The 21,097-nt window shown below is 51.2% G+C and carries 23 protein-coding genes; 6 read left to right on the plus strand and 17 right to left on the minus strand.

Annotation, left to right across the window (positions count from 1 at the left end; all coding sequences use genetic code 11):
* The first annotated feature begins 291 nt into the window (after window positions 1-291).
* The 3 genes from DSM465_RS0104950 (at window position 292) to DSM465_RS0104960 (ending at window position 3,518) form a co-directional block, all read left to right on the plus strand.
* A complete protein-coding gene (locus tag DSM465_RS0104950; protein WP_008879173.1) occupies window positions 292-2,382 on the plus strand; it encodes a DNA topoisomerase III in 2,091 nt (696 codons plus the stop codon).
* A gap of 117 nt (window positions 2,383-2,499) precedes the next feature.
* Window positions 2,500-2,691: a hypothetical protein gene (locus tag DSM465_RS19815; RefSeq protein WP_029760787.1), complete on the plus strand. Its 192-nt coding sequence runs from the start codon at window positions 2,500-2,502 to the stop codon at window positions 2,689-2,691.
* Entirely contained in the window at window positions 2,691-3,518 is an 828-nt protein-coding gene (locus DSM465_RS0104960; protein ID WP_029760789.1) for a serine/threonine protein kinase, read from the plus strand. Before DSM465_RS19815 ends, DSM465_RS0104960 begins: the two co-directional genes overlap by 1 nt.
* 139 nt (window positions 3,519-3,657) lie before the next feature.
* Here DSM465_RS0104960 and DSM465_RS0104965 read toward each other — a convergent pair whose 3' ends face one another.
* The 4 genes from DSM465_RS0104965 to DSM465_RS0104980 all read right to left on the minus strand — a co-directional run bounded on the left by DSM465_RS0104965 (window position 3,658) and on the right by DSM465_RS0104980 (window position 6,668).
* The gene (locus DSM465_RS0104965) at window positions 3,658-4,437 is read right to left on the minus strand and encodes an enoyl-CoA hydratase/isomerase family protein (protein WP_029760790.1); all 780 of its coding nucleotides are present in this window, start codon (window positions 4,435-4,437) and stop codon (window positions 3,658-3,660) included.
* 43 nt (window positions 4,438-4,480) lie between these two features.
* Window positions 4,481-5,251 carry an SDR family NAD(P)-dependent oxidoreductase gene (locus DSM465_RS0104970; RefSeq protein ID WP_029760791.1) on the minus strand — a complete coding sequence of 257 codons (771 nt, stop codon included), beginning with the start codon at window positions 5,249-5,251 and terminating at the stop codon, window positions 4,481-4,483.
* Between the two features lie 87 nt (window positions 5,252-5,338).
* Window positions 5,339-6,091: an SDR family NAD(P)-dependent oxidoreductase gene (locus DSM465_RS0104975; RefSeq protein ID WP_029760792.1), complete on the minus strand. Its 753-nt coding sequence runs from the start codon at window positions 6,089-6,091 to the stop codon at window positions 5,339-5,341.
* A 268-nt stretch (window positions 6,092-6,359) separates the two neighbouring features.
* Window positions 6,360-6,668: a hypothetical protein gene (locus DSM465_RS0104980; RefSeq protein WP_029760793.1), complete on the minus strand. Its 309-nt coding sequence runs from the start codon at window positions 6,666-6,668 to the stop codon at window positions 6,360-6,362.
* A 460-nt stretch (window positions 6,669-7,128) separates the two neighbouring features.
* On the opposite strand from DSM465_RS0104980, the gene DSM465_RS0104985 reads away from it, so the two are divergent.
* Window positions 7,129-7,341: a hypothetical protein gene (locus DSM465_RS0104985; protein WP_008879180.1), complete on the plus strand. Its 213-nt coding sequence runs from the start codon at window positions 7,129-7,131 to the stop codon at window positions 7,339-7,341.
* Between the two features lie 235 nt (window positions 7,342-7,576).
* Here the strand turns inward: DSM465_RS0104985 and DSM465_RS0104990 are convergent, their stop codons facing one another.
* From DSM465_RS0104990 to DSM465_RS0105030, 8 genes are all read right to left on the minus strand, one after another.
* The gene (locus DSM465_RS0104990) at window positions 7,577-8,359 is read right to left on the minus strand and encodes an ABC transporter ATP-binding protein (RefSeq protein WP_029760794.1); all 783 of its coding nucleotides are present in this window, start codon (window positions 8,357-8,359) and stop codon (window positions 7,577-7,579) included.
* A 294-nt stretch (window positions 8,360-8,653) separates the two neighbouring features.
* Window positions 8,654-8,908, minus strand: coding sequence for a hypothetical protein (locus tag DSM465_RS0104995; RefSeq protein WP_008879182.1), 255 nt, complete (start codon window positions 8,906-8,908; stop codon window positions 8,654-8,656).
* A 409-nt stretch (window positions 8,909-9,317) separates the two neighbouring features.
* Entirely contained in the window at window positions 9,318-11,441 is a 2,124-nt protein-coding gene (locus DSM465_RS0105000; protein ID WP_008879183.1) for a YhgE/Pip domain-containing protein, read from the minus strand.
* Window positions 11,442-11,531: 90 nt separating this feature from the next.
* A complete protein-coding gene (locus DSM465_RS0105005; RefSeq protein WP_008879184.1) occupies window positions 11,532-11,966 on the minus strand; it encodes a DMT family transporter in 435 nt (144 codons plus the stop codon).
* A 320-nt stretch (window positions 11,967-12,286) separates the two neighbouring features.
* Window positions 12,287-12,865, minus strand: coding sequence for a hypothetical protein (locus tag DSM465_RS0105015; protein WP_008879185.1), 579 nt, complete (start codon window positions 12,863-12,865; stop codon window positions 12,287-12,289).
* Window positions 12,862-13,497, minus strand: coding sequence for an SCO family protein (locus DSM465_RS0105020; protein WP_008879186.1), 636 nt, complete (start codon window positions 13,495-13,497; stop codon window positions 12,862-12,864). Before DSM465_RS0105020 ends, DSM465_RS0105015 begins: the two co-directional genes overlap by 4 nt.
* Window positions 13,490-14,938: a cbb3-type cytochrome c oxidase subunit I gene (locus tag DSM465_RS0105025; protein WP_029760795.1), complete on the minus strand. Its 1,449-nt coding sequence runs from the start codon at window positions 14,936-14,938 to the stop codon at window positions 13,490-13,492. The genes DSM465_RS0105020 and DSM465_RS0105025 overlap by 8 nt, the downstream gene beginning before the upstream one ends.
* Window positions 14,938-15,477 carry a cupredoxin domain-containing protein gene (locus tag DSM465_RS0105030; protein ID WP_029760796.1) on the minus strand — a complete coding sequence of 180 codons (540 nt, stop codon included), beginning with the start codon at window positions 15,475-15,477 and terminating at the stop codon, window positions 14,938-14,940. Before DSM465_RS0105030 ends, DSM465_RS0105025 begins: the two co-directional genes overlap by 1 nt.
* Before the next feature lie 196 nt (window positions 15,478-15,673).
* On the opposite strand from DSM465_RS0105030, the gene DSM465_RS0105035 reads away from it, so the two are divergent.
* A complete protein-coding gene (locus DSM465_RS0105035; protein WP_051358514.1) occupies window positions 15,674-16,603 on the plus strand; it encodes a COX15/CtaA family protein in 930 nt (309 codons plus the stop codon).
* 3 nt (window positions 16,604-16,606) lie between these two features.
* Here DSM465_RS0105035 and DSM465_RS19400 read toward each other — a convergent pair whose 3' ends face one another.
* On the minus strand, window positions 16,607-16,756 hold the full coding sequence (locus DSM465_RS19400) for a hypothetical protein (RefSeq protein WP_155121001.1): 150 nt from the start codon (window positions 16,754-16,756) through the stop codon (window positions 16,607-16,609).
* Between the two features lie 120 nt (window positions 16,757-16,876).
* On the opposite strand from DSM465_RS19400, the gene DSM465_RS0105040 reads away from it, so the two are divergent.
* Entirely contained in the window at window positions 16,877-17,380 is a 504-nt protein-coding gene (locus tag DSM465_RS0105040) for a QueT transporter family protein (protein WP_008879190.1), read from the plus strand.
* A gap of 115 nt (window positions 17,381-17,495) precedes the next feature.
* Here the strand turns inward: DSM465_RS0105040 and DSM465_RS0105045 are convergent, their stop codons facing one another.
* The 4 genes from DSM465_RS0105045 to DSM465_RS0105065 form a co-directional block, all read right to left on the minus strand.
* Window positions 17,496-17,753, minus strand: coding sequence for a hypothetical protein (locus tag DSM465_RS0105045; RefSeq protein ID WP_029760798.1), 258 nt, complete (start codon window positions 17,751-17,753; stop codon window positions 17,496-17,498).
* Between the two features lie 522 nt (window positions 17,754-18,275).
* On the minus strand, window positions 18,276-19,475 hold the full coding sequence (locus DSM465_RS0105055; RefSeq protein WP_029760799.1) for an ABC transporter substrate-binding protein: 1,200 nt from the start codon (window positions 19,473-19,475) through the stop codon (window positions 18,276-18,278).
* Window positions 19,476-19,631: 156 nt separating this feature from the next.
* A complete protein-coding gene (locus DSM465_RS0105060; RefSeq protein ID WP_008879194.1) occupies window positions 19,632-20,339 on the minus strand; it encodes an ABC transporter ATP-binding protein in 708 nt (235 codons plus the stop codon).
* Complete coding sequence (locus DSM465_RS0105065) at window positions 20,332-21,096, minus strand: ABC transporter ATP-binding protein (RefSeq protein WP_008879195.1); 765 nt, start codon at window positions 21,094-21,096, stop codon at window positions 20,332-20,334. Before DSM465_RS0105065 ends, DSM465_RS0105060 begins: the two co-directional genes overlap by 8 nt.
* Window position 21,097 lies beyond the last annotated feature (1 nt).

Here is a 21,097-nt window from a genome sequence, read left to right on the forward strand (position 1 = left end):
CAACATGCTTCTCTTTATTCTATCACCGTTCTTCTAGAAGTCTGGTGAGCATACGATGGAGCCGGTTGTGAGTGGTCAAGCGAAGAGGAAAACCGCATTCATTCGGATTCTCCACGCAATGCACTCAATGAACGATGCTGTGCATCATCGCTCTTCCTAAGTAGATCTTCATGCCGCCACCGTTGTTCCTTTTCGCTCAGGGTCAAGCCTAGCGGGTGCGTCTTTTTCTTTCTTCCATTATACTAATAAACAGACCGCACCTAGTGGGAGACGACAGAAAGGAGTTTTTTTATGAAATCGCTCGTTTTAGCGGAAAAGCCGAGCGTCGCCCGTGACATCGCCCGCGTGCTCGGCTGCAAAAAAACACATAAATCATACTTGGAAGGGCCGCGCTACATCGTCACATGGGCGCTTGGGCATTTGGTTGAACTCAAAATGCCCGAAGACTATGACCGGAAATATGAAACGTGGCGGCTCGAGGACTTGCCGATCATTCCGAAAAAAATGGGCTTGAAAGTGATCCGGCAAACGAGCCACCAGTTTCGCGCCATTGAACGTTTAGCCAAACGCCGCGATGTGAAAGATTGCATTATTGCGACCGACGCCGGCCGCGAAGGGGAGCTGGTCGCGCGTTGGATTTTGCAAAAAATCGACTGGAAGAAGCCGATTTGGCGTTTATGGATTTCATCGCAAACCGATCAAGCCATTCGCGACGGTTTTCGCCAGTTAAAACCCGGGACGCAGTTTGACCGGCTGTATGAATCAGCCATCTGCCGCGCCGAAGCGGACTGGCTGATCGGGTTGAACGTGACCCGCGCCTTGACGACGAAATACAACGATCCGCTCTCAGCCGGGCGTGTGCAAACGCCGACGCTCGCGATGATCATCGAACGCGAACGGGAGATTCAATCGTTCGTTCCCGTTCCGTATTGGACGATTCACGCCCGCATCGGTTCTGTCACTGCGGTATGGGAACGGCACGGTGGGAAACGGCTGTTTGACAAAGACGAAGCCAATGAGCTGATGACTCGCCTCAAAGGCCAGCCGGCGCGTGTTACATCGGTCAAGCGGAAGCGGAAAAGTGAACCGGTCCCGTTGCCGTATGATTTAACCGAGTTGCAGCGGGAGGCGAACAAGCGGTTTGGCTTTTCGGCGAAAAAAACGCTCTCGGTATTGCAGCGGCTATATGAACAGCACAAGCTCGTTACGTACCCGCGCACGGATTCACGCTATTTGCCAAGCGATATGAAAGCGACGATGACCGATCGGCTTTTGGCGATGAAGCCAGGCTATGAAGACGTGATCTCCTCCCTGCTCACCAAAAAGAACGTCAAGGCAGCCAACCGGGTGTTCCAAGATGACAAAGTGACCGATCACCACGCCATCATTCCGACCGATGAACGATTGGACCTCGCGAAGCTGTCGGTGGATGAACGCAAGCTGTATGACATGATTGCCCGCCGCTTTTTGGCACTGTTTTACCCACCGTATGAATACGAAACGGCAACCGTCGTCTTCGAGATCGGCGACGAAACGTTTGTCGCCCGGGAGACGGCGGTCGTGAACGCAGGGTTTAAAGCCGTTCTTGGCAAAGAAGAAACAGAAGCGAAACCAACGTTGTTACATCTATCGGAAGGCCAGACGCTCGCATCGGTACAACTGGAGATGGAACAATCGTTCACCGAACCGCCGTCCCGTTACTCAGAAGCCGATTTGCTTGCACAAATGGAGAGATATGGACTCGGCACACCGGCAACAAGAGCGGACATCATCGAGCGGCTCGTCGAAACGGAAGTGGTCGAGCGGAAAGACGGACGCTTTTATCCGACGAAAAAGGGAAAACAGTTGATCGAACTGGTCAACGAGGAACTGAAATCGCCGGAGTTGACCGCCCGCTGGGAGCGTGAGCTCGAGGCGATCGCTCGTGGAAAAGGAAATCCAAAACAATTTTTGGCTAACATCCGCCGACAAACGGAGCAGCTCGTCACTGAAATCAAGCAGAGTGAACAGACGTACAAAGCGCCAAACCTCACGAATCTCACCTGTCCGGAATGCGGTTCACTCTTAAAAGAGCGGAAAACGAAAGACGGACGGATGCTCGTCTGTTCCAACTTGGAATGCCGCTACCGCCGGAGACGTGATCCGAAGTTGTCGAATCGCCGTTGCCCGCAATGCCACCGACGCATGGAAATGCATGAAGGAAAGGCCGGGCTCTATTTCCAGTGCCGCCCATGCAACATTGTAGAAAAAGCGGAAGAAACGAAACGCACATCCGCGAAAGGAACGGAGCGGGCGTTGCTCAAAAAATACAGCCCGTCCAATGAATCGTTTGGCACAAGCTTAGGAGAGCTGCTCAAACAGGCACTTGAAAAAAAGGAATAATCACTGTCAACCGCCAGAAGCTATGACTCTGGCGGTTTCTTTGTATCGCTGAATCTGAAACCTTCTTTCTCTTCACTCCGTATATATAAGTAAATCTACCGCAAAGGAGCGATCATGATGTTCAAGAAGTTGTTAAAGGGGCTTTTGGGGCAGAACCATCACTCCTGGTACTATAAGAAACATTACAGCAGCAGCGATTACCATATGCCGAAATCTTATTCTTATAAGCACCCGTCCCAGTACGGCCATTACCATTACAAAAAGAAACATCATAGCGGCAGCTTTTTCTCGAGCTTTTTTGGCAGCTGATGAAGCGATTCATTGACCGCCATCCGTTCATCGCCCGCTGGATTGACCGCCCGCACCGGAGCGGGAAGGTGCTTTTTGGCCGCTATGAAATCATCGAAGAACTCGGAATGGGGAGCTACGGCATCGCCTACAAAGGACGTGATCGCGACACCGGACGTCTTGTCGTCATTAAACAGGCGCGGCGGACAAAAGGGGAAGACGGCCGCCGTCTGCTTCAACGTGAAGCGGACGTGCTATCGCGTTTACGTCATCCACAAATTCCGGCACGATACGATACGTTTATCGAAGGCGGACAGCCGCATCTTGTCATGGACTATATCGACGGGCAGACGGTAGAAGATCAAATTTTCGGGCTCGGGATCACGTACACGGAACAAGCGGCGTTTCGATTGTTGCTCGATGTGCTTGACGTCGTGCGGTATATTCACGCTTCGGACATCGTCCACCGCGATTTACGCATCCCCAACATCATTTGGCGCCATGGGACGGTAGCCATTATCGACTTCGGGTTGGCGTGCCGCATGGGTGAACGAGTAGATTTGCGCGATGACGATCCGCTTGAAAAGCGGCTGCGGCGCGAACCACACCCGCGAAGCGACTTTTATGCGCTCGGTCATTTCACGTTATTCCTCTTATATTCCGCTTACGAACCGACAAGTGAGGACGAAAAAAGCTGGGAAGAAGAGCTCGACTTATCCCCGAAAGCCCGAGCGATGTTGCGGAAAATGCTGCAGCTAGACGCGCCGTATGACCACGTTGACGAATTGATCGCCGATGTCAAACAGTTATTGGCCGAAAACGACCTAGCACAAACTAGGGTGCTCTAAAATCAACGGAACAAAAGCCCCTCTCGCCCATTGCGTCACGACGGAGGGGCTGATGTCATTTCAAGAAGCTTCACACTTAGGCATCAAGATGTCGAGATCCCATATGAATAAGACCGGTTACCATGTTTCTCACTGCTGATTATTTTCCCTGAAACACCGGCTTTCGCTTCTCTTTAAACGCCGCCACCCCTTCGCGATGGTCGTCCGTTTCGACCATCAATCCTTGGATGAGCCGCTCTTCTTCGAGAATTTCTTCGAGCGTCGCCGTCAAAGCGTGCTCGATCAGCCGTTTTTGTTTGCCGATCGCTTTTGTCGGTCTAGCGGCCAGTTTGGCAGCGAGCGCTTCCACCGCCTCGCGCAACTCTTCGGCCGGAACGATCTTGCTTAACACACCGATTTCATACAGACGGTGGGCCGAAATCGGCTCGGCGGTGAAGAAAAATTGCTTGGCCAAATGAGGGCCGACAAGCCGCGGCAACCAATACGAACCACCGCCGTCGGAGACAAGGCCGACATTCGCAAAGCTCAAAATGAATTGACTATCTTCGGCGGCCAAAATGAGATCGCAAGCCAGTGCCAAATTGAACCCTGCCCCAGCCGCCACGCCATGCACAGCAGCAATGATTGGTTTTTCACATGATTTCATCGTCATAATGAGCCGATTAAGGCGGCCGATATGCTCATACGCCTGCGAGGCGCTCGACTGCCCCATTGCTTTGACGTCACCGCCGGCGCTGAATGCCCGGCCGGCACCGGATAGAACGATCGCTCGAACAGCGTCGTCCATCGCAGCGCGTTCGATTGCACGAGTCAGTCCAGCGATCATCTCCGGACTGAAGGCATTGAGCCGCTCCGGACGGTTCAATGTCAGCCATAAGACCGAGCCGGACTGTTCCACAAGCAAATGCATGGTTTCCATGTCCCTCTTCCTTTCCTTCTTTCATTTCCAATGAACATGATTGCTATTTAATGAGCCAACCGCCATCGACCAACACATCGGAGCCGGTCATGTACGATGCTTCCGAAGAGGCAAGAAACGCAATAACGCTTGCAATCTCTTCCGGCGTCCCCACCCGGCCTAAGGCGGTGTTGCGCTCAATGGCTTTAACAAACCGCTCGTTTTGCAGGCCCTGCTCCGTGAGCGGCGTCTCGACAAAGCCGGGTGAAACGGAATTGACGCGAATGCCGTATGGAGCCAGCTCCAAGGCGAGCGATTTCGTCAAGTTGATCACACCGGCTTTGGCGGCACTGTAGTGCGGAATGTGCGCTCCTGCCTGATGTCCGGACAGCGATGCGACATTGACAATCGCCCGGTTGACGCGCTCCCTCTTCGCCCCTTCGATCATCAGCGGCGCGAGCGTTTGTGATACGAGAAAGACGCTTTTGATATTGACGCGTTGCACATCATCCCACTCTTGTTCCGTGAGCTCGAGCCATTTCGTATGGGTCGAAATGCCAGCATTATTGATAAGCACATGCAAGTCGCCGTATCGGCTTTCCACATACTCGGCTAACGCTTTCACTTGTTCGCGATCAGTGACATCGGCCGCAAACCAGTCTGCAGCCGCCGGCGCCCCGAGACGCGCGATTTCTTGTACCGTTTCTTCCAGTTTGGCGGCGGTGCGGCCAACAAGCACGACGTGCGCTCCTTCTTGAGCCAAGCGGATAGCCGTCGCCCGGCCAATGCCGCTTCCCCCTCCCGTGACCACTGCTACTGTATTCGAAAAACGCACCGTTTTCCTCTCCCTTTCTCTTTTGTTCCCTCGATCACACAGGACCTATTTCAAATACAGTCGTTGCTCTCATAAGCCTTCCCACTTCTAAAACGTCAGTCCACCGCCGTCGACCGACAACGTCGCTCCGGTGATAAAGGACGCCTCATCGGATGCCAAAAACAACACAGCGTTCGCCACTTCTTCCGGTGTTCCGATGCGGCCGAGGGCGTTCGCTTTCGAGATGATCGGCCATTTGCGCGCATCTTGTTTCCAAGGCGTGATAATATTTGTGTCAATGACGCCTGGGGCGACGGCGTTGACGCGAATATTGAACTTGCCGTATTCGAGCGCTGCATTTTTCGTTAACAAAATGACACCGGCCTTGGAAGCGTTATAAGCCGATTCATATTTTTTTCCTTTCATTCCAAGCAAGCTCGATGTATTGACAATCGCCCCACCACCTGATGTTTTCATGGCTGGCACTGCGTATTTGATGCCAAGGAACACCCCTTTCAAGTTGACGTCGATGACCCGATCCCACTCTTCTTCGGACAAATCGGTGCTCCGCACTTCCGAATGGCCGATGCCCGCGTTGTTAAAAAGAATATGTAGGCCCCCAAACGCATTGACTGTTGTTTGAACAAGATCGTTCACCCCCTTGGAATCGGACACATCCGTCTTGACAAAAATGGCTTCGCCTCCGCGTTCCCGAATGAGACGAACCGTCTCCTCTCCACCTGCCTCATCAATATCGCTCACAGCGACTTTCGCCCCCTCAGCCGCAAACCGTACCGCCGTCGCCCGGCCGATGCCGCTGGCGCCGCCGGTGACAATGGCGGCTTTTCCGTTCAACCTCACGTTTCTCCCTCCTTTCCACTCTTTTTACACCCGCTTTCAAAACAATGTATACTAACTGGTCAGTATGTTGTTTCTTTTATTATACAATATATTTAGAATATTTTAAATCCTTTTGTCCTCCTCATTGAGAAGCCTCCGCTTCCGAGCACAGTAAAAGGAGAAACGGAGGCGATGATCACCCGCTCGCTTCGCGGAAAGGACGCTTGAATCGCAAGCAAGAAAGCGAGAACCATCAAAAAGAGGGGAAGCCGCGATATGGGCTTTCCGTTCATCGATCGATGAGATCATCCGCACCGTCATCGGTGCGTCCTTTGTCCTCTCCCCAGTTGTCTTGAGACTCGAAAAATGATTGGCAGAGCGCATCAAGCGATTGCAGTTGTTCAATCAACCCTTGCAAATCGCACGTGCGGAACGTATCGCTCCATTCACGTCCTTCCTCGGTAACCGAGTACAAATGAATTTCCATGCATCCGTCCCAACGGACGTTGGCGTCAAGCCAACCATCCTCGCTTTCCAGTTCGAGTGCAGTGGTCTTCCCATCTTCACTCTCATGCTTCGCTTTGATGACCCATACCATCCCTACACCGCCTTTCTTCCCCTTGCTTTGATGATCATTGACGTTTATGTCCGCTCATGTTCCACCCCAATCCATGAAATCGAGGGAGTCGGTCGACGGATGTTCGTTCGCCTAGTGTAGCACCGCATCCACTACAGCTGCGGCGCTGCCAGATTCAGCGAAGTGCGCAATGTGATCCAATTGGGGCTACCTTGTGGAGCCAAGCTCTACACATTCCGCCAAAAACGCTGGAACACAAGCGACATTGCTACGCCCTTGCATTCTGCATTGACGTCGCCAAATCCGCCATCATTTATAACGCGTGTCTTCCGAGTCGACCATTACGTTGCCCATAAGCCTTGTCGTTTATAGTATGCCTCAGACGACGGTTGCCGCTCCGAAAAGAGCTGGGCGGAGAGGAGGACATTGCCATTCGTATCCTGTCGGGAAACAGCGATACTAAAAATGGAGGTGCATTGGCATGATGGATCGCTGGGATGAATCAGGCGCTACGTTTGGCTGTCCGCGCTACACTCCAGGAACAGGCGTTCCTGATGAAATGAGTCCGATTCGCGATATCGCCCGCGGCTTTGAAAACGGGCGGCCGCCGGTCATTGAAATCACGCCAGCTGACGGTCGCCAAGAGGCAGATGCGGACGATATCGATTTTCCACCTGCTGACCGGGCGTTTTGAAGCGTTAGGACATAGCGCCTTCTGTCACAGTCACAAAGAGGATGTCGCGCTGTCTTTCGGACATCCTCTTTGTGTTGAAGGGGCTATGCTGATTGACATGACAGTACTATGAGCAACCGCACGGTCGGCCGCTACCTTGGCCAAGAGGGATTGGCGGTTTGCACAAACATAGCGGCCGATCTCCTCGGAGGCACGGTCTGTTTACACTGAACCCACCATGATGGAATCGGCCGGTTTAGCGGCGCACGGACACCCAAGGCCGCCCGTTTTCCCAATGAACGCGGATATGGAGGCGAAACGCCTCTGAGAGCCGCTCATCGGTCAACACATCCTCTTTTCGGCCGGCGGCAGCGATGCGGCCGTCTTGCAAGAGCAACACATGGGTGATCGATTCCACAATCTCTTCAATATAATGGGTGACGTATAACACATGGCACGGCCGAGCGATGATTTGTTCGATCAAAGAAAGCATCTCTTCGCGCGCCAATAAATCTAGGCCGACGGTCGGCTCGTCCAAGATCAACAGCTTTGGATTCGCCATCAGCGCCCGGGCGATCAATGTTTTTCGCTTTTCCCCTTGCGACAGCGTCGCATACCGTTTCCCTTTGAGGGCTTCAAGGCGGAACGATTCGATGAACGATTCCGCCATGCTCCGATCATCATCAGTGACGGCATCATACAAGCCGATCGTGGCAAACTTGCCGCTCACAATGATATCTTCGACCGTCTCGGCTTGCAAAGTTTCATGAAACTGATCCAGTGAACTGCTCACAAACCCGATCTGCCGGCGCAACTCCGGCAGGCTCACCTGCCCAAATCGATAGCCTAAAACTTCCACCTCACCGCGCGTCGGGTATTGATAACCAGTGACGATATTGAGAAGCGACGTTTTCCCCGAGCCGTTTAAACCAAGAATGGCCCATTGTTCTCCCTCTTTCACTTCCCAGTTAACCCCGTGTAAAATCGTGCGCCCTCCCCGCACCCACGAGACATCGTTCATACGAATAATGGACGTCATCGTTCCCCTCTCCTTTATCGAGTCTGAACCTCCCAATGGATAAAGCCACGGGATTTTTGTGTGAAATCAAGTGTTTCCAATTGCCTTTACATGGGCGCTGTCTCAAATTTCACAACACGTTCGAGGGGGCCCCCTACTTGGTGCTAGTCGTGCTGTGCGCCCGGTCTAAGGCGCTTTTTTCTGTTTAAATCCCTCATTCTCATTTGTTTAACCGTTCCATCTCTTGATTGTGCATTGGCTTCAATCTTTCATCCCAATGCTAAATTCGTAACATTTGCTAGTGTCATTCAGGCTTCAGCGCACGGGGCGACTTCCCTTTTTGCCGCTTGGACGAAGTGGAATCGATTCTTCCCTACGTTCTTTGCTGCGAACATCAAGCATCTTTTCAGCTTCTGTTGTTTCCGCCATACGGTTTCGCCGCGGCCGGTGCATCAAGATCATGGCCCCGCCAATCAATAGGCAAACCGCGCCGGCCCACCAAACGCGCTCAACAAACAAGGAAATGCCAAAGAAAATGAGAGCAAGGCCAAGCAGTCGATAAACTGACACGATTCTCTCCCCTTTTAGCCGCCCGCCACGTTTGGATTCCAACAAGCGGCGAAATCAAATGCATCAGGCCATTAGGCAGCCGTCAAGAAGTGAAAAGTGATGCTCCCGCCCGCGGGCTGCCCGGTTGGCGATAAAGACGTTCATTCCCATTTGTATTGTAGCAAACATTTCCAAAGGAAAATAGGGGTTTTTCTCATCAGGCTAGTGAAAAACGATCATTCCCTGCCGTACAGCGGTTTTCAAAGGAAGCGAAGGTGAACCTTTCCATTGCAGAAGCTGTCTTTTTGATCCGTATTCCTCATCCAATCACCAGCCTTTACAGTGCGGCAGCAGGAACCCGCTGTTTGGCAAACCGATATAAGACGCCTGTATGTTCCGGTTCGACCGCATGGACGCGGGCAGCAGGCACTCAATGAAACAACTTACTCTCAGCGACTTTTTCTTTGAACACCCGCATCCATCGGCTAAGCGGAGCTTGGAACGACAGGCCGGCTAAAAGCGCTGCGACCGCGAACAAACAGAGTCGCACCACATCGCGCCTCACGTTTTCCCATACGATGCCACCAACCGCCTCGCGCATCAAATCAATTGCGTACGTAAACGGCAACCAAGGATTCAACAGGCGAAAAAATGGGGGAATCAGCTCAACAGGGTACGTTCCCCCTGCTCCAGCGATTTGCAAGACAAGCAGGATAATCGCCATCGCTTTTCCCACATTGCCAAACAAAGACACCAAAGTAAAAATAATGACCGTAAATACCATGCCGGCCAGCAGGCCGAACATCACAAACCAGTGCGGATCACGAATGAAAATGTGAGGCAAAAACATGGCTGCACCAACCGTAACGACAAACGCCTGCAATAGATTGAGCGTCCAAAATGTGAGCAGTCGGCCGATATACATCGCTCGTGCCGTATTGCCGTTTTCTCTAAATGGGTCAATCACTAGCACTGAAACAAGCAACAACCCTCCAACCCAAATCGCTAGCACCGTATAAAACGGATTCATGCCCGATCCATAGTTCGGCAGCGGAAAGAGACGATAAGTTTTGACATCGACCGGATGGGCTAAAAAGGCACCTTTCGCCTGCGGATCTTGTTTCAATAAGTGGATGAGTTCATTGATGTCCGTTTCTGATTTCATTTTGGCGACTAACGCCGTCAATTCGCTAACATGGCGGGCAAGAAACGGATACTCCGTTTTTGCCGCCGTCAACCACTGTTCGGTTGCCTTAAGGTCACGGTCGGCGTTCGTAAATAGACGTTCAAGTCGAGAAATGACTCCAGCCATGTTTTCAAGTCTTTGCTTCGTCTGCTGAAAGAGCGGCGCCATTTCCGCCCATTTCGTTTGGATGAGCGGCAACGCCTGTTGTTCGTATGCTTGCCGAACGCCTTTCACAGCAGCGTCCACAGCCGCAGCTTGCGTTTGAACATGTTCAACTATCGTTTCAAATGATTGCCCAGCCGGTCTCATTGCCATGTCTTGCATGTCCGCAAACGTCTGACGCAAACGAATCAGCGCATTCCTTAGATGAGCAGGGCGATCGATATCCGCAGCTCCTTCTAGCCGATGCAGTGCATCGTCCAACTGGGACAAAAGCTGTTCGCCATCTGTTGCTATTGCCTTGCCGGTTGCTGCCCACCGTTCGAAATCATCATCAGAACGAGGCGGGGCAGCTGCCCACTGTTCCAACGAAACAGTGAGCTCTTCAAGAGTGCGCAGCCACGCTTCAGTCGGTGCCATAAACAGCCGGGGAGTTTCCTTTGTTTGAGCAAAAAAACGTCCCGCCCCATCCAGCCACTCTCTCCCTTGATTGACTACCTGTTCCGCTTTCGGCAACAGCTGTTCTGCTCGTTGGATGAACTGCCTTGCCTGTGCAGCGTCACGACTGGCTTTATCGAGCTGCCTCTCAATTGTCGGCAAATCGTTTTGCAGTCGAAACAATAGCGTTTCAAAATGACGAATATCCGGGAGCTGTTGCTCAAGCGTCACTCCTGCTTCATGGAATAAGGAAAACAGCACTGTGTTGACAATCGCTGTAAACTCATCCCCGACTTGCGCCGACAGCGTGCTGACCCCGCGTTCAGTAATTTTCGGTACGATGGCGTTTCGTTTGTCGTTTTCATAGTAATGAATCACAGCTCGCTTTGGCCGGTCGCGGACAATGGTCGCCAAGTTGGCGGAAAAATCCTCGGGGATGACGATCGTCGCAAAATAGTCCCCTTTTCGTACGCCCTCCATTCCTTTGGCCTTTGTGACAAACTGCCAACCGAGGCGATGGTTGTTTCGAAGTGCGTTGATGATTTCTTTACCGGCATGGAATCGATGGCCGGCTAATTCCGCTCCACGGTCTTCATTGACGACACCAACGCGCAAGTTCACCGTATTATCATAAGGATCCAATGAGGCCTCCACATTGATCCATGCATAAAGCGATGGGAGAACGATCAGTCCGGCAGCCAATACAGCCGCGGCCCAATTGGTCGTCAGCTGCTTCAAATCGCTCATGTATATGGACAGAGCTTTTCTCATAACGGATCCGCTTTCCTTTCTTCGATGATAGATGACCTTTGTTAGTATGAGCGAATCCATGAAAACTAAACGAAACTGGGCCACTTATGTTCATTTACGGAAAAAAAGCCAAAGCGCCAAAAATAGAAAGCCTAGGGCGGCTAGGCGCGTCAGATCAAACGGAATGCGCTGTCCGCCGAACAAACCAAAATGGTCAATCATCGAACTCATCACAAGCTGTCCGGCGATCACGGCAATCAACGAATTGGCCACGCCAACTTTCGGAACGATCAGCACGATGACAAATACGTAAAAGGCGCCGAGAATGCCGCCCAGCAGCTGCCATTTCGGCACAGAAAACATGGCCAGCAACTCGCCTTTTCCGAAAAACAATTGCACTAAAAATAAAACGATCGTTCCGATGAAAAATGAAACGAACGACCCTTCCAACACCCCGACCCGCCTGCCAAGGCCGCCGTTCACCCCTGCCTGTATGGAGACGGCCATCCCGGCCGCTAGAGCCATCAGCATCCATAGCCACTTCATCTGTCTTTTATCCTCCCCTTTTCGCTATCCTTCTTCGACAAACGTCCACCTCGGCTTAAAGAAGCACGGACTGTCGCTTCTTTTACCCGCATCATCTAACTTGAATGCCCCTTCTTGCCAACCAAATCTAGCGTTCATGCAGCGGAAGCAAGCGCATTTCCCCAATATCGGTAAAAGTATTTGACATGGCGATGAAAAATCCTTCTTTTCGCCCAAACGAAAAGGAGAGGATACAAAAAACAGACGAATCTTCATGACAAAGATCCGTCTGCATGTCTGTCAATCTGAGTTCACCAACAAAAGGGAATGATTCATTTATCTTAGCGAGTCGTTGGTTCATTTGGCGTTGTAGCAACGAACAGGCGCAGCGACCAAAAAGCAGCGAGCACGATGGCTAACGCGATCATCATGCGGCCGAGTGCATTTTGTTGGCTGAGCAAGTAGCTGTTGCACACACGTACTGGCACAGATAAATACAACCAGCCCATGACAACGAGCATCGAAATCGCGTTCGTATGAACGATGCCGCGGGCGATCGGGTGAAGCCGTTTCCAGCTTAACGATAGCGGCATCCCTACAAGTAGCGGCAACATCATCCATTTGGCAAGCCGTAGCAACGGTTCGTTCAACGAAGCATCTACCGAACGCGGCAATAGCCAAAAAGTGAGGACGCTGATGGCCAACAGTAATCCAGGCAAGCCGTTTTCGTTCCAACAGTTGAGCCATTCGATGAAACGGCGGGGCAACGCGAAACCAAACAGCCAGCCGGCTACCACCAGCACGGGAATTTGCCCGAGCATGACGCCAATCATTGATGATTCCATCCAACGCAACACCGGCGGCAGCACGAGTATCGCCATGAAGAAAGCCCCGCCAACTGCATATCGTTTTCCACTCACTTTTTCACCACCTTAGAGGACGCCTCTTTGGCCAGCAGGTGATTCAGTTCAGCGATGACCGCTTGCGGATTGTTGTAATCAAAAATGCGGACGAGCCGCCTTTTTTTGTCGAGCAAATAAAACGCCGCGTTATGTTCATACCCGCCTTTTCCATCGGGGATCACAATGACTCCCATCATGTTTAATAGCCGTTGAAGTTCCCGCTCGTTTGGTACACGAGCCATACGCCAAGTGACGCCATCTGCCCCATAATGATGGGCGTGATGCATCAACATCTCCGGGGTATCGTTTTGGCTGTCGAAACTAATACTTAAAAACGAAAGACGATGACTATGCGGAGACTGGCGAATGGCATCATAAATGCGGCGCAAGTTCATCTCAACAACCGGGCACACATCGCTGCACCTTGTATATATAAAAGTGGCTAAAACCCATTGGCCGCGCTGATCTTGCCAAGAAAACGTATGACCGTTTTGATCCTCCAACTGAACGGCCGGAAGCAGTTTTGGCTCTTGCAAGATAGCAAGACGACGGGCGGTTTCGCTCGTAAACGCGCGAAACCCGTCCGTCCCGTGCCATAGAAGTCCAAACCCAAAAACAAGGGTGAGGACAATTGCTATGGTGTTACGCACGCGGCCCCACCTCAATATTTTGCTTTGCCTGAACGATGATCACGGAAACGAAAAAGCGGTAAAGGAACACCGTGACCGCGGCGATAATGACAACGGCAAACACTGCTCCCATGCGGTCATACGGGACCCATTCCGGAAAATGCACAGCCCACCGCCGCGGTGCACTCACTTTACCGGAAAGCAAGAACGTGCCGCATAAACTGAGGAAGAAAACCGTATACACCCAGAAGCTGACCATATCCGCATAGCCGATTTTTCGCTCATTTCCGCGAATGAAATAATACATAAAACCGAATAACATAGAAACCGCGCCGACTCCCATATACATATGGAAATGTCCTGGCACCCATTTCGTGTTGTGCATCACATGGTTGATGACGATGGTCGCATCCGCAATCGCCGGTATAACGCCCGCAACCCAGCCGAACATTGAAAGGAAGATGAAGCTTGACGCCATATCCCATTCAATGCCGGAACGATAGACGATCATTAACGCGCCAAAGGCGGTCACGACCAAAACTGGCAAGCCATTCAAATAGGAAAATACTTGTCCGATAATCAACATCCATTTCGGCATGACAAAGTCCATCAATAAATGGTGCGGATAAACGATAATCGTAAACAACGTCGACATGTTCCACGCAATAAGGAAAATTTTGTATGATTTCCATGGACGATTTGTATATTTTGGCAAAATTTCATATACAACGATTACTCCCATGTAAATGACCGAGTTGGCGAAAATATGTCCGAAGGCGTAAATCAAGTTTTTCGCCAGCAACGGATCCATTTCAATCGATGGTTGAAACAAATTGATTAAGCTCATGACTAGGACGCTCGCCCCGACCGTTAAAGAAACGAGATTGACAATCGAAACCATCGTGCTCGCCACTACCGTAGGCGGCGGACCGTAACCTTTCACTTTTCCGAGAATTTGCGGCCATCCAAGGCCGTGACCAAGGCTTCCGTATTCGCGAATAATGGCTCGCGACGTATCAAGATAAAGAAGCAAAAAGCTGACACCAATCAGCAACATGCCAATCAAGTACAGGCTCGCTCCTGTTTTCCCCCACATGCCGGCTGACATCGCCGGCAACGGGTACAAAAACGTCCATGCTCCAGCGAAACGGAAGACAAAAATACTGATGGCTGTCATCACCGCCCCCGTTAAAAACAACACGAAATGGGTCACAAAAATCGGAAACGATAAACGGACGTACTGGCGCAAAAAGTACCACATAACCGCCGACGCAGCAAACGCAGCCGCTCCAACCATAAACGTGCCATGCGCGGTCATCATTTCATAAAATGTATCTTGTCCAAGCGGAATCATCTTTCCTTGTGCCAACAACATCAACAGCCCAAGCACCATCATAAGCAAAATCGCAATACCGCTGACGAACATGTACAAGGCGGTCATCTTCCGAACGTTCGCTTCCATTATTTCCCCTCCCCTTCTTGGGACGGCACGACGGTAATGGTCGCCGTCATCACATGGTGGCCGATGCCACAATATTCTAAACAAAGTACTTGATACGTCCCCGGCTTCTCAAACGTGTAATACATCGTATTGGTATACTTCGGCATGGCTTGCGTCTGGGCCAACAGTTCCATGTTTTCATCATAAATGCCGACTCCGTGATTGACATCTACGCTCGTCACTTGAAAGGCGATCGGCTCACCGACACGAAATTCATTTCGGCTTAATACAAAACCAAATTGCCGCGCTTCCACTTGAACAACGGTCGGATCGGCAGCATGCGCTGGCCTTTCAAACGGCAAATCGCGCAGCGTATAAAACGTCGCTAGACCCATGGCCGCAATGACGACCAAAAACCATACATTCCGGATCCGATAGCCTTTTTTCTGAATTGGCTCATATTCGGCGCGCTGGCCGGAATGAGCGACGACGTATAAAAAAACGAAAATGACAAACAAGATGAAAACAACGGAGATGACCCACGCTGCTTGTTGGTACATGGCTATCCATTCCCCCTTTTCCCTCGTCAAGATAGTTTCACTATAGGGCATGGTAGCGTTTTCTCACAGTTAACTTCATCACAAAACAGACAATTTTTCTCACAATTTGGATTTTTTTGTCTGATGTGATAGAGTACACAGTTATGTGACAGCGGACTTGCTATAATGGGAGAAATGGTGTTAGGGGGGAATGGAGATGAAATCGTTGGCTTTTTGGACCCTATGTACGACGTACTTTCTCATTGTATTTGGCGGGTATGTAGCGTCCTCGAATTCAGGAATGGGGTGTGGCCCCGACTGGCCGCTTTGCAACGGGGTGCTCATCCCGGTGTTAAAAGGAGCGACGCTGATCGAGTACGCCCATCGATTGATCGGCGCTTTGCTCGCGCTGTTGACGGTGATGCTTTGCCTTCGCTTATGGCGCTCTTCCCGAAGTGGAACGGATCGTTTTGTTTCAGCGGCCGCTGCGGTTTTGCTTGCCATCCAAATTATACTAGGGGCTTTCGTCGTTTGGTTTGACCTCCCGCCTATCGTCGTCACGACTCATTTCTTCATCGCGTTTCTCTTTTTAGGCTGTCTCCTTTGGATTTGGCGGCGCGCTCATCATTCTCCACACCTGCACCAACCAGTCAAGCGGACATCTATTGGAATAGAGGCGAAACGGCATATCCATCTTCTTTTCGTTTTGTTGGCAGCTACGTTGCTGCTTGGCGCCTATGTGAAACATCAACATTACGGTCTGTCATGCGGATGGCTGACATGCGGAAAACAACTATGGCCGTCCAATGAAGCCCAAATGTGGCAAACCGCCCATCGAACCGCCGCTGCTGCGACGGTGTTGTATACCATTTGGACGGCTTTTGTTGCGCACAAGCGCCGCTGGGGGCGCCCGCTAGAGCGACGACTCCTTTTGGCTGCAGCAGTCGGACTGCTGCAAGTAGTGATCGGAGTGATCACCGTTGCGACAGAAATTCGTCTTTCCTGGGCGATCATCCATTTGGCCGTCGGCACATGGCTCGCCTTGCTGTTGATCGACCTTAACATCTACTTACATATGTCTGTGTTAACAAGAAGATCGTCTGTCCCTAGACGGATGGGGGAACACCCCCGAACGCCCGCCCGTTAGACATCAAATATCAACCGAACAAAAGGCGAAGTCAACGCCAACGAGGGAAACGAGAACAACTGCCCACACCGGCCATTCCGAAAAATAGCCAAGGTGAGCCATCAGTCCGCCAAACGACGTCAAACCGAGGCAGCGGCGTGATTCCGACCTCACAGACGGAGCCGAGCTTGCCTGTTTGCTGGTTGACCTCAATAGCCATCTATCTCGGCCCTTCCGTTTGTGAGATGGTCATGCTACAATCATATCATCATTGACAAGAGGAGAGAGAACATCATGAACGTTCGAATGCTGGCAACAAACGGGTTAATCGCCGCTGTGTATATAGCGGTGACGATGCTCATCCAGCCGTTTGGCTTTACGAACATTCAGTTTCGCGCATCAGAACTATTAAACCACTTAGTCGTATTTCGCAAAACATACGCCATCGGCATCGTGCTTGGCGTCTTTTTCGCCAATTTATTTTTCTCACCGATCGTTGCGTATGATCTTGTATTTGGCGTCGGCCAATCGGTGTTGGCGCTTCTCATCACAATTGTTTCTATGCGCTATATTGAGAACGTTTGGGCTCGTATGGCGATCAATACGTTGTCGTTTACTGTCACCATGGGCATCATCGCCCTCGAACTGAAACTGGCGCTCGGCTTCCCATTTTGGCTCACATGGCTGACGACAGCCATCGGCGAGTTTGTCGTCATGGCAATCGGCGCGCCGATCATGTATGCTGTTGGCCGCCGTTTGGCACCGGGGATGTTCGATTCTGTCCATCAAAGCCGTTAGCAGCTCGTCTCGTTTGGCACAGCATATAGAGTGCCCGCCCTGTTAAATGGTGCATTCTTCATAGGCCCGCAAAGAAGGTGTTTACCAACTTTGCGGGCCTCAACATCTATTTTGACTATGGCATCGAACGAGTGGCCCATTCAATGAGCAGGGAAACAACGGCAAGCAAGCTGACTCCTGCTGTCATCATTTTCAGCATGCCTCGCCATCTTGGCGATATGGATCTCCCCATACGAAGAACGGCAAGGCTGACAGCGATTGCGCCACCCCATATGAAGAGGCCAACTGGGGTAACAAGCTGGCGCCAATCGCTGATCCAATAGTAGATGACGGCCGCCTGACAGGCGAGCAGTACATACACGATGATTCTCATGGCTCTCCCCCTATCTAACCGAAGTGCTGAACGGTTGGAATGAGCGGCGCCGGTTGTTCCACTCTTCTTACTCACTCAAAGCTATGCCGACAAATTCCGGTGACAATGATAGCAAAGCCGAGCAACGCTCACCGGTTCGGAAACGGAGCTGACAAGAACAGCACCTCGACCTCGCCAATGATGTCAAAAAAGAATGGAACAACAAGGCCGATGGCTGTTTCTTGCATCGATTCCACCTCTTCTCTATATTATAATTTTGGATTTTGTTGTTTTCATATTGATTATTTAGAACATAGTTTTACTTAATACTGGAATGATTATTTTGCCACTTTTGCGGCAACAAACCGTAAAAAAAGCGTCCACGCAAGAAGGTGGACGCGTTTGGATGATCGTTTGCCGGCTATCATGAATGGAATCACGTTATGTTTGCTCCAAATCGATTGGAAAAGATGGGGCGATCAGGTCATCGCTCGCCTCGCAACACAGGAAAAATCATCCCGTTTTCCGCGTGTGTTGGTTTGCTTATTTCTTCAGTTCAATCGGCACCACTTTGCCTTTTTCCACCGCTCCAACGGTAATTTTCGATTCAAATCCGCCGTCCTCACCAACACTCGGGACGATATACACTTGCTTGTCTTCCGGGATGTTTTTCAACCCTTCGTTCATATGTTCGCGGATAGCAACCGGATCATCAACCGTGCCAGCTGCTTTCATCGCTTCGACAAAGGCGTAAAGAGCCAAGTAGTTATAGGCAGATTCCGAACTCGGTTCGGCATTGTATTTCGCTCGATAGTTTTCCGCAAATTGCGGGGCTCCCGCCTCTTTCGACTCAACAAGCGGCATGACGCCGATCGCTCCCTCAAGCATCTCGTAAGATCCGATGGTCCGCTTCATTTCATCTAACTTCGCTTGGTCCATGACAATAAAACCGCCTTTAAAACCGAGCTCACGCGCCTGTTTCACCACTTTCGCCGTCGGTTCCGACGGTCCACCGATAAATAAGACGTCCGGCTTTTCTTTCAATGCGTTCGTGATGATCGTGAAGAAATCGGTGTCTTTGGTGAAGTCAATGGATGTGTTGTAAACAACTTCTCCGCCTTGTTTTTCCCAATATGGTAACAGTTGTTCCGTCCAGTCTTTCCCATATTGCGTCGCCGTCGGCAAAGCAGCCAGCTTTTTGCCAAATCGCTTCATCACATAGTCGGTAAATGTTGGAATGTACCCATCATACCGCGGCGGAATACGTATCGTCATCTTGTTCCCTGTTTCTGTAATTTTCGGCTCGCTTGTATAGGCCGCGATAATGAAATTGTCCGTTTGGTTGAACACTTGCATCGCCATGACGCCGCCGCTGTGCGGAGTGAAGATGATTGGCGTATGATGTTCTTGGACAAGCCGTTTTGCATTTGCCGCTGTTTCGTTCGGCAAATATTTGTCATCTAATGACACAACATTAATTTGATAAGTTTTTCCATTCACTTCAAACCCGCCGTTCTTATTGATTTCTTCCGCTGCCATTTTCACGCCGTTTAATGTCCGCTCCCCGTAGTAGGCAGCTGGTCCGCTTAACGGGCCGCTGTAACCAATATTGACGACGTTCTTCCCGTCGTCATTGTTGCCGCTGTCGGCATGATTGTTCGTCGTCGAGCTGTTGCACCCCGCAAGCATCAACGCCATGACCGCTGTCATCATAGCGGCGATCGGCCATTTTCTTTTTTTCATTCTGCTCCCCCCATTTTTATACCGAATATTCAGATGAATGAAGGTAGTACTCGTTGCTCACCTCCTTTCATCGTTGATGGATTAGCATCTTTTGGCGTTCATGACGGACTGAAACTCGTCCATAAACGTCTGTAGAAATGTCCTAGCAGTGACATGTCATGTTCCGATGTACGCTTTGCGGACATCGTCATTGGCGAGTAGTTCCTCTGCTGTTCCTGATGCGACGATCGTTCCGTTTTCAAATACATAGCCTTGATGAGCAATGGATAGTGCCGCATGAGCATTTTGTTCAGCGAGCAAAATCGTCGTCCCTTCTTCGTTAATTTGTTTAATCGTTGCAAACATTTGTTCAACGATGAGGGGGGCAAGCCCGATCGACGGCTCGTCAAGCAAGAGCACCGCAGGACGCGACATTAAGGCGCGGCCGATAGCGAGCATTTGCTGCTGGCCGCCGCTAAGCGATCCAGCCGTCTCATTTCGCTTTTCATGCAAAATCGGAAACAGCTCATATACATGTTCGATTGAACGGCGGATGCCTTCTTTATCTTTTCGATGAACGTACGCACCCATCAGCAAATTTTCGTATACACTCATGCGGGCAAACAGTTTGCGCCCCTCGGCGCATTGCACGACACCGCGCTGAACGATCCGATCAGGCGGCAGTGAGTCGATGCGCTCTCCGTCAAGGCGAATTTCGCCTTGCGCTGGTTTATGCAATCCGCTAATTGTGCGAAACAGCGTGCTTTTCCCAGCTCCGTTGGCGCCAAGCAACACCGCGATTTCCCCCGACCTAACGGAAAACGTCACATCGCGAATCGCCGTGAAGCTGCCGTAGCGGACAGACACGTTTGTCACTTCAAGCAACGGTGCTCCCCCCTAAATACGCTTGAATGACCGCCTCGTTATTTTGCACTTCTTCCGGCGTCCCTTCGGCAATTTTTTCGCCGTAATTCAGCACCATAATGCGGTCAGCGATTTTCATAATCATCGACATTTTATGTTCAATAAGACAAACCGTCAGGCCGCCCTCGACCATTTTGACGATCAGCTCTTCCAATCCTTCTGTTTCGTCTGGGTTGACGCCGGCAGCCGGTTCGTCAAGCAAGACAAGCTCTGGGTCGGTCGCCAAGGCGAGCGCAAACGCCACTCGCTTCTTCTGTTCTTGCGACAAATTCGCAACGAGCCGATCCGCCACACCGGTGAGCCCAACGAAATCGAGCACTTCCATCGCTTTTTCTTTACACGCCTGCTCCTCGCGGCGATGTCGTTTTGTACGCAAAATGGCGTCAAACAAATTCGATTCGGTGCGAAGCCGATGGCCGATGATGACGTTGTCCATCACCGTCGACTGTTCAAACAAATGGGTCGTTTGAAACGTGCGGGCGATGCCGAGTTTCGCCCGCTCATTCGCCGGCAGGCGGGTAATGTCGCGTCCTTTAAACGTAATCGTCCCGGATGTCGGCCGGTGCAAGCCGCTAATCAAATTGAAGAACGTCGATTTACCGGCACCGTTCGGGCCGATGATGGCGTTGATTTTCCCTTGTTCGACGGAAAATGTGACGTCATTGACCGCCAACAACCCACCGAATCGTTTCGTCAACCGTTCGACGTGCAAAAACATG

Source organism: Geobacillus thermodenitrificans subsp. thermodenitrificans DSM 465 (assembly GCF_000496575.1).
Classification (GTDB): domain Bacteria; phylum Bacillota; class Bacilli; order Bacillales; family Anoxybacillaceae; genus Geobacillus; species Geobacillus thermodenitrificans.

Coding starts and splice junctions, on each gene's coding strand:
- DSM465_RS0104950 (WP_008879173.1), top strand. CDS start 292: ATGAAATCGCTCGTTTTAGCGGAAAAGCCGAGCGTCGCCCGTGACATC.
- DSM465_RS19815 (WP_029760787.1), top strand. CDS start 2,500: ATGTTCAAGAAGTTGTTAAAGGGGCTTTTGGGGCAGAACCATCACTCC.
- DSM465_RS0104960 (WP_029760789.1), top strand. CDS start 2,691: ATGAAGCGATTCATTGACCGCCATCCGTTCATCGCCCGCTGGATTGAC.
- DSM465_RS0104965 (WP_029760790.1), bottom strand. CDS start 4,437: ATGGAAACCATGCATTTGCTTGTGGAACAGTCCGGCTCGGTCTTATGG.
- DSM465_RS0104980 (WP_029760793.1), bottom strand. CDS start 6,668: ATGGTATGGGTCATCAAAGCGAAGCATGAGAGTGAAGATGGGAAGACC.
- DSM465_RS0104985 (WP_008879180.1), top strand. CDS start 7,129: ATGATGGATCGCTGGGATGAATCAGGCGCTACGTTTGGCTGTCCGCGC.
- DSM465_RS0104990 (WP_029760794.1), bottom strand. CDS start 8,359: ATGACGTCCATTATTCGTATGAACGATGTCTCGTGGGTGCGGGGAGGG.
- DSM465_RS0105000 (WP_008879183.1), bottom strand. CDS start 11,441: ATGAGAAAAGCTCTGTCCATATACATGAGCGATTTGAAGCAGCTGACG.
- DSM465_RS0105005 (WP_008879184.1), bottom strand. CDS start 11,966: ATGAAGTGGCTATGGATGCTGATGGCTCTAGCGGCCGGGATGGCCGTC.
- DSM465_RS0105025 (WP_029760795.1), bottom strand. CDS start 14,938: ATGGAAGCGAACGTTCGGAAGATGACCGCCTTGTACATGTTCGTCAGC.
- DSM465_RS0105030 (WP_029760796.1), bottom strand. CDS start 15,477: ATGTACCAACAAGCAGCGTGGGTCATCTCCGTTGTTTTCATCTTGTTT.
- DSM465_RS0105035 (WP_051358514.1), top strand. CDS start 15,674: ATGAAATCGTTGGCTTTTTGGACCCTATGTACGACGTACTTTCTCATT.
- DSM465_RS0105040 (WP_008879190.1), top strand. CDS start 16,877: ATGAACGTTCGAATGCTGGCAACAAACGGGTTAATCGCCGCTGTGTAT.
- DSM465_RS0105045 (WP_029760798.1), bottom strand. CDS start 17,753: ATGAGAATCATCGTGTATGTACTGCTCGCCTGTCAGGCGGCCGTCATC.
- DSM465_RS0105055 (WP_029760799.1), bottom strand. CDS start 19,475: ATGAAAAAAAGAAAATGGCCGATCGCCGCTATGATGACAGCGGTCATG.
- DSM465_RS0105065 (WP_008879195.1), bottom strand. CDS start 21,096: ATGTTTTTGCACGTCGAACGGTTGACGAAACGATTCGGTGGGTTGTTG.